The organism is Microbacterium sp. ISL-59, assembly GCF_018613945.1.
Taxonomy (GTDB): Bacteria; Actinomycetota; Actinomycetes; order Actinomycetales; family Microbacteriaceae; genus Microbacterium; species Microbacterium oxydans_B.
In genome coordinates this window covers 340,531-355,835 of the sequence record NZ_JAGGPG010000002.1, presented here as the reverse complement: position 1 = coordinate 355,835, position 15,305 = coordinate 340,531, and the positions used below count along the sequence as shown (strand labels likewise).

Annotated in this window: 14 protein-coding genes; 11 read left to right on the top strand and 3 right to left on the bottom strand. The window is 68.9% G+C overall.

The genetic code is table 11. The features are described 5' to 3' along the window. The first annotated feature begins 38 nt into the window (after window positions 1-38). Window positions 39-821 (top strand): TSUP family transporter, encoded by a 783-nt coding sequence (locus J7E45_RS05840; RefSeq protein ID WP_215069693.1) that lies wholly within the window; start codon window positions 39-41, stop codon window positions 819-821. Between the two features lie 72 nt (window positions 822-893). Here the strand turns inward: J7E45_RS05840 and aspS are convergent, their stop codons facing one another. Continuing rightward, window positions 894-2,675 (bottom strand): aspartate--tRNA ligase, encoded by a 1,782-nt coding sequence (gene aspS / locus J7E45_RS05835; protein ID WP_215067817.1) that lies wholly within the window; start codon window positions 2,673-2,675, stop codon window positions 894-896. 117 nt (window positions 2,676-2,792) lie between these two features. Here aspS and J7E45_RS05830 point away from each other — a divergent pair, with 117 nt between their 5' ends. Together J7E45_RS05830 and J7E45_RS05825 are read left to right on the top strand one after the other, a co-directional pair. Next, window positions 2,793-3,191, top strand: a complete 399-nt coding sequence (locus J7E45_RS05830; RefSeq protein ID WP_205828997.1) for a DUF5684 domain-containing protein — start codon at window positions 2,793-2,795, stop codon at window positions 3,189-3,191. 1 nt (window position 3,192) lies between these two features. Continuing rightward, on the top strand, window positions 3,193-3,822 hold the full coding sequence (locus tag J7E45_RS05825; RefSeq protein WP_091035372.1) for a histidine phosphatase family protein: 630 nt from the start codon (window positions 3,193-3,195) through the stop codon (window positions 3,820-3,822). 5 nt (window positions 3,823-3,827) lie between these two features. Here J7E45_RS05825 and J7E45_RS05820 read toward each other — a convergent pair whose 3' ends face one another. After that, on the bottom strand, window positions 3,828-4,721 hold the full coding sequence (locus J7E45_RS05820) for an NAD(P)/FAD-dependent oxidoreductase (RefSeq protein ID WP_215067815.1): 894 nt from the start codon (window positions 4,719-4,721) through the stop codon (window positions 3,828-3,830). A gap of 55 nt (window positions 4,722-4,776) precedes the next feature. On the opposite strand from J7E45_RS05820, the gene J7E45_RS05815 reads away from it, so the two are divergent. The 6 genes from J7E45_RS05815 (at window position 4,777) to J7E45_RS05790 (ending at window position 10,301) form a co-directional block, all read left to right on the top strand. After that, entirely contained in the window at window positions 4,777-5,181 is a 405-nt protein-coding gene (locus tag J7E45_RS05815) for a MerR family transcriptional regulator (RefSeq protein WP_215067813.1), read from the top strand. Between the two features lie 63 nt (window positions 5,182-5,244). After that, window positions 5,245-5,895: a TlpA disulfide reductase family protein gene (locus J7E45_RS05810; RefSeq protein ID WP_215067811.1), complete on the top strand. Its 651-nt coding sequence runs from the start codon at window positions 5,245-5,247 to the stop codon at window positions 5,893-5,895. Between the two features lie 16 nt (window positions 5,896-5,911). Continuing rightward, the gene (locus tag J7E45_RS05805) at window positions 5,912-6,697 is read left to right on the top strand and encodes a cytochrome c biogenesis CcdA family protein (protein WP_215067809.1); all 786 of its coding nucleotides are present in this window, start codon (window positions 5,912-5,914) and stop codon (window positions 6,695-6,697) included. 61 nt (window positions 6,698-6,758) lie between these two features. Further along, complete coding sequence (locus tag J7E45_RS05800) at window positions 6,759-8,534, top strand: cytochrome c biogenesis protein ResB (protein ID WP_308162063.1); 1,776 nt, start codon at window positions 6,759-6,761, stop codon at window positions 8,532-8,534. Window positions 8,535-8,538: 4 nt separating this feature from the next. Then, the gene (gene ccsB / locus J7E45_RS05795) at window positions 8,539-9,513 is read left to right on the top strand and encodes a c-type cytochrome biogenesis protein CcsB (protein WP_215067805.1); all 975 of its coding nucleotides are present in this window, start codon (window positions 8,539-8,541) and stop codon (window positions 9,511-9,513) included. A 152-nt stretch (window positions 9,514-9,665) separates the two neighbouring features. Continuing rightward, entirely contained in the window at window positions 9,666-10,301 is a 636-nt protein-coding gene (locus J7E45_RS05790; protein WP_215067803.1) for a response regulator transcription factor, read from the top strand. Window positions 10,302-10,317: 16 nt separating this feature from the next. Here J7E45_RS05790 and J7E45_RS05785 read toward each other — a convergent pair whose 3' ends face one another. Beyond that, window positions 10,318-11,886, bottom strand: coding sequence for an SLC13 family permease (locus tag J7E45_RS05785; protein WP_215067800.1), 1,569 nt, complete (start codon window positions 11,884-11,886; stop codon window positions 10,318-10,320). A 96-nt stretch (window positions 11,887-11,982) separates the two neighbouring features. On the opposite strand from J7E45_RS05785, the gene J7E45_RS05780 reads away from it, so the two are divergent. Next, window positions 11,983-13,644: an AbgT family transporter gene (locus tag J7E45_RS05780; RefSeq protein ID WP_167634278.1), complete on the top strand. Its 1,662-nt coding sequence runs from the start codon at window positions 11,983-11,985 to the stop codon at window positions 13,642-13,644. A 69-nt stretch (window positions 13,645-13,713) separates the two neighbouring features. After that, window positions 13,714-15,219 (top strand): M17 family metallopeptidase, encoded by a 1,506-nt coding sequence (locus J7E45_RS05775; RefSeq protein WP_215067798.1) that lies wholly within the window; start codon window positions 13,714-13,716, stop codon window positions 15,217-15,219. The last annotated feature ends 86 nt before the right edge of the window (window positions 15,220-15,305 follow it).

Here is a 15,305-nt window from a genome sequence, read left to right as displayed (position 1 = left end):
TCGGCGCCGTGCTCGGACTGGAGCAGCTCACCTGGGGGATGCTCCTCCTCGTCGTCATCGCCGCGTTCTGCGCCGGCTGGATCGATGCGGTCGTCGGCGGGGGAGGCCTGGTGCAACTGCCGGCGCTGCTGCTTATCCCCGGCATCTCGCCCGTGCAGGCGCTGGCGACCAACAAGCTCGCCTCCGTCTTCGGCACCGCGACCAGCAGTGTCACCTACTACCGCCGCGCCAAACCCGACATCCGCACGGCGCTGCCGATGGCGGCTATCGCGTTCATCGGCTCGTTCGGGGGTGCGGCCGTCGCGACCATACTGCCGCCCGCCGCGTTCAAGCCCATCATCGTGATCGCCCTGCTGGTCGTCGCTCTGTTCACCGCGTTCCGGCCGCAGATGGGCGCGGCGACGAAGCTGCGGTTCCACGGGCACAAGCACCACATCATGGCGGGAGCCGCCGGGCTCGGCATCGGGTTCTATGACGGGATGATCGGCCCCGGCACCGGCACCTTCCTCGTCATCACGCTCGTCGCGCTGCTCGGTTACGACTTCCTGCAGGCGAGCGCGAAGGCGAAGATCGTGAACCTCGCGACGAACGCGGGTGCGCTGATGCTGTTCATCCCGCACGGGGCGGTGCTGTGGCTGCTGGGCGGCATCCTCGCGGTGGCGAACGTCGCGGGCAGCTACCTGGGGTCGCGGATGGCGATCTCGCGGGGGACGACCTTCATCCGCGTCGTGTTCCTCGTCGTCGTGGTCGCCCTGATCGCGAAGCTCGGCGTCGACGTGTGGAACGAGAACATCGTCCCCGCGTTCGCGCTCCTCGGCTGAACGCGCAGAAAAGCGCCCGGGTCGCACGATTCCGAAGAGCGCGTGCGACCCGGGCGCGAGACTGCGACGGGCTCAGGCCTCGTCGTCCTCGGGCTCGAAGTCGACGCCGGCCTCGGCGCGCTGCGCGTCGGTGATGGGCGCGGGAGCGGACGTCAGCGGGTCGAAGCCGTTGCCGGACTTCGGGAACGCGATGACCTCACGGATCGACTCGGTCTTGGACAGGTGCTGCAGCACGCGGTCCATGCCGAGCGCGATCCCGCCGTGCGGCGGGGCCCCGAACTTGAACGCGTCGAGTAGGAAGCCGAACTGCTCGTCGGCCTGCTCGTCGCTGATGCCCATGACCTCGAACACGCGCTTCTGCACGTCTTCGCGGTGGATGCGGATCGAGCCGCCGCCGAGCTCGGAGCCGTTGCACACGATGTCATACGCGTAGGCGAGGGCCGAGCCGGGGTCGGTGTCGAACGTGTCCTGGAATTGGGGCTTCGGACCGGTGAAAGCGTGGTGCACGGCAGTCCAGGCGCCTGCACCCACGGCCACGTCGCCCGAGGCCACGGCGTCGGCGGCCGGCTCGAACATCGGAGCGTCGACGACCCAGGTGAACGCGAACTCGTCCGGGTTCAGGTAGCCGAGGCGGCGACCGATCTCGACGCGGGCGGCGCCGAGCAGTGCGCGGCTCTCCTTGGTCGAACCGGCGGCGAAGAACACGCAGTCGCCCGGCTCAGCGCCCACGAAGGCGGCGAGTCCGGCCTGCTCGGCCTCGGACAGGTTCTTCGCGGCCGGGCCGCCGAGCGAGCCGTCCTCGTTGAACAGCACGTAGGCGAGACCACGGGCGCCGCGCTGCTTGGCCCAGTCCTGCCAGGCGTCGAGCTGCTTGCGCGGCTGGCTCGCGCCACCGGGCATGCGCACGGCACCGACGTACTCCGCCTGGAACACGCGGAACGGCGTGTCCTGGAAGTACTCGGTCGCCTCGACGAGCTCGAGGCCGAAGCGCAGGTCGGGCTTGTCGGAGCCGTACTTGGCCATGGCGTCGGCGTACGTGATGCGGGGGAGCGGGGTCGCGACCTCGACACCGATCGTCTGCCACATCGCGACGATGAGCGACTCCATCAGCGTGATGACGTCTTCCTGGTCGACGAAGCTCATCTCGATGTCGAGCTGGGTGAACTCGGGCTGGCGGTCGGCGCGGAAGTCCTCGTCGCGGTAGCAGCGCGCGATCTGGAAGTACTTCTCGACGCCGCCGACCATCAGCAGCTGCTTGAACAGCTGCGGCGACTGCGGCAGGGCGTACCAGCTGCCCGGGCTCAGACGTGCCGGCACCAGGAAGTCGCGGGCGCCCTCCGGGGTCGAGCGCGTGAGAGTCGGCGTCTCGACCTCGGTGAAGTCCTCGGCGTGCAGCACGTCGCGGATCGCCTTGTAGACGTTCGAGCGCAGGCGCAGGTTCGCTGCCTGGGCAGGACGACGCAGGTCGAGGTAGCGGTACTTGAGGCGGGCTTCCTCGCCGACGGTCTCGGTGTCGGCGACAGCCGTGGAGACCTGGAACGGAAGCGGCGCGGACTCGTTGAGCACCTCGACGTCGGTCGCGATGAGCTCGATCTCGCCGGTCGGCAGGTTCGGGTTCGCGTTGCCCTCGGGGCGTCGCGACACCTCGCCGGTCACCTTCAGGACGAACTCGTTGCGCAGCGGGTGGGCGATCTCCTCGTCGCGGATGACGACCTGGGCGATGCCCGAGGCATCCCGCAGATCGATGAAAGCGACTCCTCCGTGGTCACGACGGCGGTCGACCCAACCCGAGAGGGTGACGGTCTGACCGATGTGCTCGGCTCGCAGAGAGCCTGCCGAGTGGGTGCGAAGCACGGAGTATTCCTTCTGATCTGGGAAATGGGGAACCCGGCCATTCTACGGGGGTGCGCGACTCCTCCCGGCGGGGTGGGCGATCGATCAGTAGGGTGTCTGTGAACGGAAGGTGCCCCCATGAATCTCGCCCTCGTCCCCGCGGCCGACGTCCCGGTCGTCCCCGACTTCGTCAGCCAGATCTTCTCCGGAACCTCCGGCGTGGTGGCGCTGATCTTCTACATCCTCCTGGCCGTCGCGTGGTGGAAGGTGTTCACCAAGGCCGGATACCCCGGCATCCTCGCCCTCATCCCGATCGTCAACGCGATCTTCCTGCTGCGGATCGCCGGGATGTCGGGCTGGTGGGTGCTGCTCTATCTGGTGCCGATCGCCAACGTGGTGCTCGCGATCGTCGTCGCCGTCAAGGTCGGCGCGCGCTTCGGCAAGGGCGGGGTCTTCTCGTTCTTCCTGCTCTTCGTGTTCTCGTTCATCGGATACTTCATCCTCGGCTTCGGCGACTCCCGCTACCGCAAGGCGTGACATGACGGCGTCTCGTCTGCACCTCGTCCGACACGGTGAGGTGCACAACCCTGCTCGCGTGCTCTACGGGCGGCTTCCCGACTATCACCTGAGCAAGGCCGGCCGGGGGATGGCGGCGGCCGCGGCCGATCACGTGGGATCGCTCGATCGCCCCGTCGTCGCCCTGTACGCCTCGCCGCTCGAGCGGGCGCAGGAGTCGGCGGAACCGTTCGCCGAGCGGTTCGACCTCGTGCCCGAGATCGACATCCGCCTGATCGAGCCGGCCAACGTGTTCGAGGGCACGCAGATGCGTCGCTCCCTGATGAACCCGATGAACTGGTGGCACCTGCGCCAGCCTTCGGTGCCGAGCTGGGGCGAGCCGTACACCTCCATCGCGGAGCGGATGCTCAGCGTGATGGACGAGGCCTGGGACGCGGCGCCGGAGGGGGACCTCGTGATGGTCTCGCACCAGGCGCCGATCTGGATCACGCACCTCCGGGTCGCGGGTCTGCCGTTGCGGCACGACCCGCGCACCCGTCGCTGCGCGCTGTCGAGCGTCACCTCGTTCGAGCGTGTGGGTGACGTCTGGCGCGAGGTGGCGTACGCGGAGCCCGCCGCGACGGGCTCCGCCGTCGACGTCGGCGCGGTCTGACCCGCTCAGGCGAGTGACTGGATGATGCCGACCGCCGCGAGCTGACCGGCGGCTGCCGCCAGCAGCACCGACGCCATCGGGCCGGGGAGGCTGGCGCGGTGGGCGAGGTCGCCGGCGGCGAAGATACCCGGGGTCGACGTGCGGCCGAACTCGTCGATCTCGATCGAGCCGGACTCGAGCATCGCCAGCCCGAGGTCCGCGGCGAAGGGCGCCCGCTGACGCATCGATCCCGCGGCCACGAAGATGCCGGCCACCACGCGCTCGTCGTCGGCCGTGCGGATCCGCACACCGTCGGCGTCCTTCTCGACCGAGGTGACCGGGGTGCTGCTCGCCCGCACGCCCTTCGCCTCCAGCGTCCGCATGTCTTCATCGGAGAACGCCTCGCCGACGGGGAAGACGGTGATGTCGCCGACGATACGACCGAGTAGCCCGACGAGGTGCTCGGCTCGAGGAGCGGCGCCGAGGATGCCGATGGCCTTGCCCGCGTGCTCATGTCCGTCGCAGAACGGACAGCTGAACGCGCGCGTGCCCCACAGGTCCTGCAGTCCGGGGATGTCGGGCAGATCGTCCGCGACTCCCGTGGCCAGGATCACGCGACGTCCGTCGACCGTCGAGCCGTCGGCGAGAACGACCTGGAATGCCCCGTCGCTTCCGGAGATGCCGGTCGCACTGGTGTCACGGATCTCCACGTCGGCGTAGGCGGCGAGCTCGGCGCGGGCGGTGGCGCGGAGCTCCGCCGGGGGTGCTCCGTCTTCGCCGATCATGTTGTGCATGTGCAGGACGGTGCCGTTGCGGTACTCGCCCGAATCGAGGAGGAGCGTCGAGCGGTGCATGCGTCCGAGGGTCAGAGCGGCCTGCAGTCCTGCCGGTCCTGCGCCGATCACGATGGCGTCGTACATGGTGGTCCTTCCGGTGGATGTTGCGTTCTCCGTCAGTCTGTGACTTCATGTCAACATGAAGTCAAGCGCTGAGCATCCGTGGTCCGTCGGCGATGTCGCCGCCCGTTTCGAGCTGCCCACCAACGTGCTGCGGCACTGGGAGTCGGTGGGTCTCCTGCAGCCGCCGCGCGACTCTGCCGGACGCCGTCGCTACGGAGAGGACGAGGTCGTGCGCATCGCCGTGATCCAGCGCAGCAAGGCCGCCGGCATGACGCTCGAACAGATCGCCGTGCTGCTCGACGACGGCAGCGCAGGTCGCCACCAGGTGCTGCAGCAGCATCTGGACGACCTCGACCGGCGCATGGAGGAGATGCGCCGGTCGCGTGAGATGACGGAACATGCGATGGGATGCCGGGCTCACGACATCGCCACCTGCCCGCGGTTCCGGGCCGGCGTCGACGACGTCCTGGCGCGCTTCTGACCGGGGTATCAGGCCCTTCCGCATCCACCTCGTGCATAGGATCCTCTGCGTAAACTCGGAGTCGTGCCACGCGATTCGACGGTCCGTCAGATCCGCAGCGGCCGCTCCTCCCGCACCCGGCGTTCACGCCGTGCGGTCGGTGCCGCGCTCGCTGCGGTGCTCGCCATCGGTCTGAGCGCCTGCGCTCCCGATCCGGTCAGCCAATCCTTCCTGAGCGGCGAGAACACCGGCTACGTCGCGGCCGACGGCGCGATCGTCGAGATCCCCGTCGCCGAGCGCGGCGAGCCTGTGGAGTTCGGGGGAGTCACCGAGACCGGCGAGAAGTTCGACAGCGCCGACATCGCCGGCGACGTCACCGTCGTCAACTTCTGGTACGCCGGGTGCGCGCCGTGCCGGCTCGAAGCCGCCGACCTCGAAGCCGTGTGGCAGGACTTCTCAGGCGAAGACGTCTCGTTCGTCGGCATCAATACCCGCGACCAGGCCGACACCGCCGTCGCGTTCGCCGACGAGTACGACATCACGTACCCGAGCCTGATCGACGTCGACACCGCCGAGGCCAAGCTCGCCTTCGCGAAGGTCACGCCGATCGCCGCGACGCCGACCACGCTCGTGCTCGACAAGCAGGGACGCGTCGCCGCACGCATCATCGGACCGATCGACGGCCCCTCGATCCTCTCGACGCTCGTCAAGGACGCGCTCGCGGAGGACTCGTGAGCTGCCCGGGAGCGTTGTGAACCCCGAAGCGATCATCGGCTCCGGGGCCCTCTGGATCGCGATCCCGGTCGCGATGCTGGCGGGACTCGTCTCGTTCCTGTCTCCGTGCGTGCTGCCGCTCGTTCCCGGCTACCTCGGCTTCCTCGGCGGTGCCGTGGCGCCCCGCCAGGTCGCTTCCGGCGGCGGCGAAGGGCGCGCCACGACGCAGACGACCGAGACCGCGACTCGCGGCCGGCTCGTCCTCGGCGTGCTGCTCTTCATCTTCGGCTTCAGTCTGGTCTTCGTCTCGATCACCGCCCTCGGGGGCGTCGCGAGCGTCTTCCTGCTGCAGTGGGGCGAGATCATCACCCGGGTCCTCGGCGTCGTGATCATCGCCATGGGGCTGGTCTTCCTCGGCCTGTTCGGCTTCGCCCAGCGCGAGCTCCGCTTCCACGTCGACTCGAAGGCCGGCATCATCGGCGCTCCGCTGCTGGGCATCGCGCTCGGCATCGGTTGGGCGCCGTGCCTGGGCCCGACGCTCACGGCGATCTTCGCGCTGTCGTTCAACGCCGGCGACCCGGTGCGCGCGGGGTTCCTCGGGCTCGCCTACTCGCTCGGGCTCGGCATCCCGTTCCTGCTCGTCGCGCTCGGCTTCGGCTGGGCGACGAAGGCGATCGGCTTCCTCCGCCGCCACATCCGCGTGGTGAACGTCATCGGAGGGGTGCTGCTGATCGTGCTCGGCGTCCTGATGGTGACCGGGCTATGGACCGACATCATGTCTCGACTGACGGCGGTGATGGGCAGTGTCATCCTCCCGCTCTGAGCACTCTGACCGTTCCGAGAAGAACCGCCCCGAGAAGAACACGACCAAGAACAAGGGTGCCGTGAACAGCGACTCCAGCGATCCGCTCCGCCCGTCCGACCACGTCGACGGCGACGACTCGATCACCCAGCCGCGTCTCGGCTTCGTCGGCTGGATGCGCTGGGGCTGGCGTCAGCTGACGTCGATGCGCACCGCGCTGGTGCTGCTGCTCGTTCTCGCGATCGCGGCGATCCCTGGCTCGATCTTCCCGCAGCGGATGGCCGACCCGAACGGCGTCACGCAGTGGGAGCGCGACAACCCCGATCTCTTCCCGGTGCTCGACGGCCTCAAGATGTTCGACGTGTACCTGTCGCCGTGGTTCTCGGCGATCTACCTGCTGTTGTTCGCCTCGCTCGTCGGCTGCGTGATCCCGCGTATCAAGCACCACGCCAAGGCGCTGCGTGCCCGTCCGCCGCGCACTCCCGCACGACTGCAGCGGCTCGAGGACTACCGTGCCGTCACGCGCGATCCCGCTGCCGACTCGGGAACGAAGACCGGCGACGCCGAGGCTGAGGCCGCTGCGTCGATCGACGTCGCCACCAAGCAGCTCAAGGCTCTCGGCTACCGCGTGGAACGCTATGACCGCGGCCGCACGTTCTCGGTCTCCGCCGAGCGCGGGTACTGGCGCGAGACCGGCAACCTGCTCTTCCACCTCGCGCTTGTCGGGGTCCTGGTCACGGTCGGCGTCGGCGGCGGCTTCTCCTATACCGGACAGCGGGTGCTGGTCGAGGGCGAGACCTTCGCGAACACCCTGCTCGACTACGACTCGATGAACCGCGGCCGCTTCGTGGGCGACGACGCCTTCTCGCCGTACTCGATGCGCCTCGACTCGTTCGACGTGACCTATCAGCCCTTCGGCGAGCCGGGCTCGGGACAGGCAGGCGACTTCTCGGCCAACGTCACGGTGCAGGAGAACGGCGAGGAGCGCACGGGAGCCGTCAAGGTCAACGAGCCGCTCGGCGTCGCCGACGACGACGTGTTCCTGCTCGGCAACGGCTACGCGCCGACCGTGACCGTGCGCGACCCGGACGGCAACGTGGTCTTCACCAACAGCACGCCGTTCCTCCCGCAGGACACCAACATGACCTCGCTCGGTGTGCTGAAGATTCCGGACGGCCTGGCCGAGCAGATCGGGCTCGTGGGGTTCTTCTACCCGACGACCGGTGTGCTCGAGAGCGGAGCCTTCTTCTCCGCCTACGGCGACCTCACCAACCCGACCCTCACGCTCGACGTGTACACCGGCGACCTCGGCATCAACGAGGGCGTGCCGCGTTCGGTCTACGTGCTCGACACCACCGGCATGACCAAGCTCACCGGCCGCAGCACCGACGTCGAATCGATCGAACTCGTCCCAGGGCAAACGGCCCAGCTGCCGAACGGCCTCGGCTCGGTCACGTTCGATGACGAGTCCCCGGCCGGGGCAACGGATTCCTCGGAATCGGTGAAGAGGTTCGCGTCGCTGCAGATCCACCGTGACGAGTCCGGCGTGTGGGTGCTCGGCTTCGCGCTGCTGGCGCTCGGCGGGCTCATGATCGCGCTGTTCGTGCCGCGTCGACGTGTGTGGGTCAAGGCCACCGCGCACGACGGGGAGATCGCGCTGGAGTACGCCGCGCTCGCTCGCGGTGAGGACCCCACGCTCGCCGCCGCCGTGGACGACCTCGTCGCCGGTCACGCCCGACTCCTCGACGCGGCGGGCGGCACCGCCGTGCGCACCGAGACGGATGCCGCCGCCGACGACACCGCGGAGGAGTCCGCAGCGCCGGACGCCCCGGCTCCCGACACCCGGAAAGTAGACTGACACCATGCTCGAGCTCAACGTGATCTCGCCGGTCCTGCTGTGGACGGCGATCGCGATCTACGCGGCGGCCTTCGTGGCCTACGCCTTCGATCTCGCACGGCGCTCGCAGGCCACGGCCGACGCGCAGACCGTTCGCGAGCCGGCGCTCGTCGGCGCCGGCGGGGGAACCGCCGTCACCGCCACGGGCGCACCTGGTGCAGAGGTGCCGCCGCAGCGCTTCGTGATGGCACGGATCGGCACCTCGCTGACGGTGCTCGGATTCGTCTTCCACCTCGCGGCAGCGGTCACCCGCGGTATCGCCGCCGGGCGCGTGCCCTGGGCGAACCTCTACGAGTTCGCGATGATGGGCACGCTGCTCATCGTGGCCGTCTTCCTCGTCGTCCTCATGCGCCTCGACCTGCGCTTCCTCGGCACCTTCATCACCGGTCTCGTCGTGGTGCTGCTCGGCCTCGGAGCGACGAACTTCTACGTCGACGTCTCGCCGCTGATGGACCCGCTCAAGAGCGTGTGGCTCGTCATCCACGTGTTCGTCGCCTCGCTCGCCACGGCGTTCTTCGCACTCGCCTTCGCCCTCTCGGTGATCCAGCTCATGCAGTCGCGTCGTGAGCGTCTCGTCGCAGAGGGCGCCGCGAAGACGGGCCCCGGGTTCCTCCGCACCTTCCCGACGTCGGTGCGGCTGGAGAGCCTGGCGTACATGTTCACGATCATCGGGTTCATCCTCTGGACCTTCACGCTGATCGCCGGATCCATCTGGGCGTACTACGCCTGGAGCCGGTTCTGGGGCTTCGACGTCAAGGAGACCTGGACCTTCGTGATCTGGGTCATCTACGCGGGGTACATCCACGCGCGTGCGACGCGCGGCTGGCGCGGCAACCCTTCGGCGTGGCTCGCGATCGTCGGCTTCTCGGCCGTGATCTTCAACTTCACGATCGTGAACGTCTTCTTCAAGGGCCTGCACGCCTACTCCGGCCTGAGCTGAGTCTCGCCGACTGGCACACCCGAGACCCGTCCGCGGCACGATCCGCGCGGACGGGTCTCGTGCGTCCGACGCGCGCGGACACATGCCGCCGAAACCGCGAATACGCGGTTGTATGCTCATCGCAGGGGAGCGCGCCGGAGGCAGGAGCCCACATGCCCGTACTCGTCGGAATCGTCGAAGAACATCCCGCGATGCTGTTCGGTATGGCCACGATCCTCAACAGCAGCGACGGCATCCGAGTGGCGGCGAGCGGTGCGACGGCCGAGGAGCTGGTGAGCCGCGCCCGACGACTCGACGTGATCCTGCTGGATCTCGCGCTGTCCGACGGCTCCACTCCGGCCGAGAACCTGCGCACCCTCGAACCCCTCGGCGCGAGCGTCGTCGCCTACACCGCAGGTGATCAGCCGCATCATCTCCGCGAGGCCGCGCGTGCGGGGGCCGTGGGCATGATCAATAAGTCCGACTCGCTCGAGGTCATCACCTCGTCGGTCCGCCGTGCGGCGCAGGGCCACATCCTCGCCACGGCGGAGTGGGCGGCCGCCCTCGACTCGGATCACCAGTTCGTCGCGGCGCACCTCAGCCGCCGCGAGTCCGAGGTGCTGTCGCTCTACGCCTCGGGGGAGACGGCCGAGCGGGTCGCACGGACACTGTTCCTGTCGCGCGAGACCGTGCTCGATCACATCCGACGCATCCGGGCGAAGTACGCGGCCGTCGACCGGGCGGCACCGACCAAGGTCGACCTGTTCCGCCGGGCCGTGGAAGACGGGCTGGTCCTGCAGGACCTGTGAGGGAGCCCGGACGCGCTCAGCCCGTGAACGGCCAGATCAGCGGCACGTAGAACACCGCGACCACGAAGAACAAGATCGTCAGCGGCCAGCCGAAGCGCGCATAGTCGCCGAAGCGGTAGCCGCCGGGCTCCATCACCATGAGGTTCGCCGGCGTTGCGACGGGGGTGAGGAATGCGGCCGCTCCGGCGATCGTGAGAGCCATCAGGAACGGCAGCATCGACGCCTCCATCGCGGTGGCCAGAGCGACGGCGACCGGAGCCACGATGAGCACGGTCGCGGTGTTGCTGATGAGCTGCCCGAGCACCAGCGTGATCAGCACGATCACCGCCACGGCCGCGTGCGGACCCGCGTCGCCGAGGAACGAGCGCAGCCCGTCGGCGATCATCTGCGCGGCGCCGGTCTCCTGGAAAGCAGTGGAGAGCGGGATCATTCCCGCCACGAGGATCACCGTCGTCCAGGAGATCGCGCGGTAGGCCTGGGTGATCGAGACGACGCGGGTGAGGATCAGCGCTCCCGCGGCGAGCAGCCCCGCGATCGCGGCCGGCACGATCCCCGTCGCGAGCAGCATGATCATCGCGAGCAGGATCACCGCCGTCCGCTTCGCGCCCGCACCGAGCGGCACGGAGCGGCGGAGGGTGAGTGGCGCGTCGACCACCAGGACCTCGTCGCGCCTGGACGTGTGCCGCTGGAGGTCGTCCCAGGAGCCGTCGAGGAGCAGGGCATCGCCGGCCTGCAGATCGGTGCCGGACTCGTCCAGCGCCTCCTGCCCGCGCCGCACACCGAGCACGACGAGGTCGCCCGACGGTGTGCACATGCCGGGGAACACGTGCAGGCCGATCAGGCTGGAGCGCGGCGGCACGACGACCTCGGCGACTCCGCGCGAGGCGGACACCAGTGCCCGGTCGGGCGAGAGCGCATAGTCGGCGCGCAGCAGGGATGCGAGGCGCTCGAGGTCGATCGGTGCGGAGGCCGGCGTGCGCTCCGGCAGCAGCCGGTTTCCCAGGAGCAGGATGATCGCGAGCGTGCCGACGAGCAGCGGGAGCCCCGCGAGCGCGAACTCGAAGAAGCCGAACGGTCGGGCGCCGTTGTCGGTGGCGACCTCGGACACGATGATGTTCACCGGAGTGCCGGTGAGGGTGAGCATCGACCCGGCATGGGCCGAGAAGGCGAGCGGCATCAGCATCTGCGAGGGGCGGATCCCCGCGCGCGCGGCGACCACGACGACGAGCGGCAGGAGCGAGGCGACCGAGCCGTTCACGCTGATCACGGCCGTCATCGCGGCGGTCAGCAGCCCGATCGTGAGCAGCAGCCGCCGCCGACCGGTGCCCGAGCGGGCGACCACCTCCTGCCCCGCCCACGCGATGATGCCGGTCGATTCCAGTGCCTCGCTGACGACGAAGAGGGAGGCGATGAAGAGCACCGTCGGGTCGCCGAATCCGGCGAGAGCCGACCCCAGATCGAGCACCCCCGTCAGGTAGAGAGCCACCGAGACGCCGACGGCCACGACACCGAGGGGGATGCGGTTGGAGACGAAGGCGATCACCGCGCACAGCAGGATGACGAGGGTCGCGACGATCGGGTCCACGGCCCCACGATAGGGCGCGCTCCGGATCGCGGCGACCCCCCTAGTTCTAGGGGGTGTGCTTGCAGGAGCTTCTCGCTCGACACGATCATGGGGGCTATGGCTGCGGAGAAGTCGGTGAGTGCCTCGGATGCCGAGAGCAAGGGATTCCTGAACTGGATCGAGAAGGTCGGCAACAAGGTGCCGGACCCGACGATCATGTTCGTCTACCTGATCGGTCTGATCGCGGTGCTCTCCGCCATTCTGTCCTGGGTGGGGGTGTCGGTCACGGACGACGTCGTGATCCCGGTCCCGAAGGACGAGTTCTCCCAGGTCAACGAGCAGTTCGGCGGCAACTGGGAGATCTACGACACCACGACAGGAATGCCCGCGGAGGTCCCCGACTACACGATCGAGGAGCAGACCTTCGAGGTGCGCAACCTGCTGTCCATCGACGGCATCCGCTTCTTCTTCTCGTCTTTCGTCGACAACTTCGCCGGCTTCGGCGTCGTCGCAGTGGTGCTGATCGCGATGGCCGGTGTCGGGGTCGCGGAGCACGCCGGACTCATGGGGGCGATGATCCGCCGCGTGGTCAAGGTCGCGCCGCGTCGCTGGCTCGCGTTCATCCTGATCTTCGTCGGTGTGCTCTCCTCGGTGGCGACGGATGCCGGCTACCTGATCCTGGTTCCCTTGGCCGCCGCCGCGTTCTTCACCGTGGGCCGGCATCCGCTCGCAGGTCTCGCCGGTGCGTTCGCCGGCGTCGGGGCGGCGTTCGGCGCGAACCTCCTCATCACACCGAGCGACAGCATGCTCACCGAGATCACGAACGAGGTGCTCACCAGCGCCGGGATGCAGCCGATCGAGGTGACGCAGAACTTCTACTTCGGGATCGTGTCGACGTTCCTGCTCACGGCGGTGGCGCTGCTCGTGACCGTCCTCGTCACCGAGAAGCGGCTCGGAAAGTACGACCGCAAAGACATGACGATCGCGGACGAGGCCGAGAACGTCGACCACGACGCCGAGGCCCGCGGGCTGAAGTTCTCGTTCTGGGCGCTGCTGGGCTTCGTCGCCGTGATCCTCGCGCTCACCCTGCCGCCCGGCGCACCGCTGCGCGACCCGGAGACGGGCGACATCATCGGCACCACGCCGTTCATGGCCAGTCTGGTCTTCATCATCTCGCTCGCGTTCCTCGTGTGCGGCCTCGCATACGGGGCGGGCGCGAAGACACTGCGCGGTGGCTCGGCCGCGGTCGGTGCGATCGCGAAGACGTTCGGGAGCCTGGGTGGCCTGCTCGTGATGTTCCTGATGATCGCCCAGTTCATCGCCCTGTTCAACTGGAGCAATCTCCCCACCGTCGCCGCCATCTCGGCCGCCGAACTGCTGGAGCAGGCGAACGTGCCTGCGATCGTGCTGCTGCTCGCGTTCATCGTCGTGATCGTGATCCTCGACTTCATCCTTCCCGGCCTGGTTCCGAAGTGGGTGATCTTCGCCCCGGTCTTCATCCCGATCTTCGCGTCGCTCGATGTGGCACCGCAGACGCTGCTCGCCGCGTACCGCGTCGGCGACTCGCCGGTGAACGTGCTGACCCCGCTCATGGTCTACCTGCCGTTCATGGTGACCGTCGCACAGCGCTACAAGAAGGAGGCCGGCATCGGCACGATCATCGCGCTGATGATCCCGTACGCCGTGTGGATGCTGCTGTCGTGGACGGCGCTGTACGTGGTCTGGTTCCTCCTCGGTATCCCCTGGGGCCCCGGCTCACCGGTCGACATGGTCGGCTGACCCGTCTCCCGTCCCGGCAGGGTGCAGGGACGGATCTCGACGCCGCATCGCAGAACAAGGAGCAGACTCATGGACCGCAGGCCGAACAAGCTGATCCCCGCCGATCTGAAGACCACCCCGGGGCTGGATGCCGTCGATGCGGCCCGGATCCGGGTGGGTGAGATCGCCGCCGATGTCGAGGCGATCGGGATCGGGGTGTATTCCGACGGTGAGGTGCCCGCAGACCTCGGGTTCGATCGCGACGCACTCGAGAACGCCGGGTTCATGGCGAAGCCGGGCACCTCGATCGTGCTTCCGCGCGCCGGGGAACCCGACCTCGTCGCCGTCGGACTGGGGGCGAGGGCGGATGCCGGGGCCGGCGGACTGCGTGACGCCGCCGCGACCCTCGCCAGGGCCGCCTCGCGGCGGGAGAATCTGGGCCTGCGGATCGACGACCTCGCGGGAGTGGATGCCGCTGCTGCCATGCGTGCGCTCGCCGAAGGGGCTCTGCTCGCCCGCTACCGCTACACGGTGCTGAACGGGTCGTCGAAGCACGTCCCGCTCGCGGCGTTCACGATCGACGTCCCCGGAGGGACGGCCGAGCCCGTCGCCGCTGCTCTCACCGGCGTGCGCGCCGCCGTCGTCGCCCGTGACCTGGCGAACACCCCTCCCGGGCATCTGACCGCGGTCAACATGGGCGAGATCGCCGTCGAGCTCGGCGCCCGCTTCGGGTTCGAGGTCGAGCTCTTCGACAAGCAGGCGCTCATCGATCTCGGCTGCGGCGGGCTGCTCGGTGTGAACCAGGGCTCGGTGGAGGAGCCGCGCATGATCAAGCTGGTGTACACCCCCGACGGCGGCGGTGCCGGTCATCTCGGGCTCGTCGGCAAGGGCATCATGTACGACTCGGGAGGCATCAGCCTGAAGCCCAGCGACCCGATGCACCTGCTCATGAAGATGGACATGGGCGGTGCGGCGGCCGTGCTCGGCGCGTTCGTCGGGCTCCGCGACGCCGGGGTCGCCGCCAAGGTGACGGGCTGGCTGATGTGCACCGACAACATGCCCTCCGGCACGGCATACAAGCTCGGTGATGTGCTGACTGCGCGCGGCGGCACCACGATCGAGGTGAAGAACACCGACGCCGAGGGGCGCCTGGTGATGAGCGATGCGCTCGTGCTCGCGACCGAAGACGAGGTGGATGCCATCGTCGACATCGCGACGCTGACCGGTGCCGCGCTGGTGTCGCTCGGCGCCGCGACCGCTCCGGTCTTCGGCAACGACCAGGCGACGGTCGACCTGGTGCGCGCGGCCTCCGAGGCCGTCGACGAGTCGGTGTGGCAGCTGCCTCTGGAGCAGAAGTACCGCAAACAGCTCGACTCCGAGATCGCCGACATCGCGAACCTCGGCGGTCCGTTCGCGGGGGCGACGACGGCGGCGCTGTTCCTGGAGCACTTCGTCGGCGGCACTCCCTGGGCGCACCTCGACATCGCCGGCACGATGCAGACCGAGAAGGACGACTCCTGGCGCACCGCCGGAGCCACCGGGTTCGGGGCGCGGCTGCTGCTGGAGGCGGCCCGGACGTTCCCGCCGGCATCCTGACCTCCTCGGCTTCGCTGGCGCGGCGAAAACGGAGACCGAATGCGGTCGGCCCGGCGTGTCATGATGTGACGCGCCGGGCCGGCAGC

Excerpts from the sequence above, each read along its gene's own strand:
- J7E45_RS05840 (WP_215069693.1), top strand. The coding sequence starts at position 39 with ATGCTCCTCCTCGTCGTCATCGCCGCGTTCTGCGCCGGCTGGATCGAT.
- J7E45_RS05830 (WP_205828997.1), top strand. The coding sequence starts at position 2,793 with ATGAATCTCGCCCTCGTCCCCGCGGCCGACGTCCCGGTCGTCCCCGAC.
- J7E45_RS05825 (WP_091035372.1), top strand. The coding sequence starts at position 3,193 with ATGACGGCGTCTCGTCTGCACCTCGTCCGACACGGTGAGGTGCACAAC.
- J7E45_RS05820 (WP_215067815.1), bottom strand. The coding sequence starts at position 4,721 with ATGTACGACGCCATCGTGATCGGCGCAGGACCGGCAGGACTGCAGGCC.
- J7E45_RS05815 (WP_215067813.1), top strand. The coding sequence starts at position 4,777 with ATGAAGTCAAGCGCTGAGCATCCGTGGTCCGTCGGCGATGTCGCCGCC.
- ccsB (WP_215067805.1), top strand. The coding sequence starts at position 8,539 with ATGCTCGAGCTCAACGTGATCTCGCCGGTCCTGCTGTGGACGGCGATC.
- J7E45_RS05790 (WP_215067803.1), top strand. The coding sequence starts at position 9,666 with ATGCCCGTACTCGTCGGAATCGTCGAAGAACATCCCGCGATGCTGTTC.
- J7E45_RS05780 (WP_167634278.1), top strand. The coding sequence starts at position 11,983 with ATGGCTGCGGAGAAGTCGGTGAGTGCCTCGGATGCCGAGAGCAAGGGA.
- J7E45_RS05775 (WP_215067798.1), top strand. The coding sequence starts at position 13,714 with ATGGACCGCAGGCCGAACAAGCTGATCCCCGCCGATCTGAAGACCACC.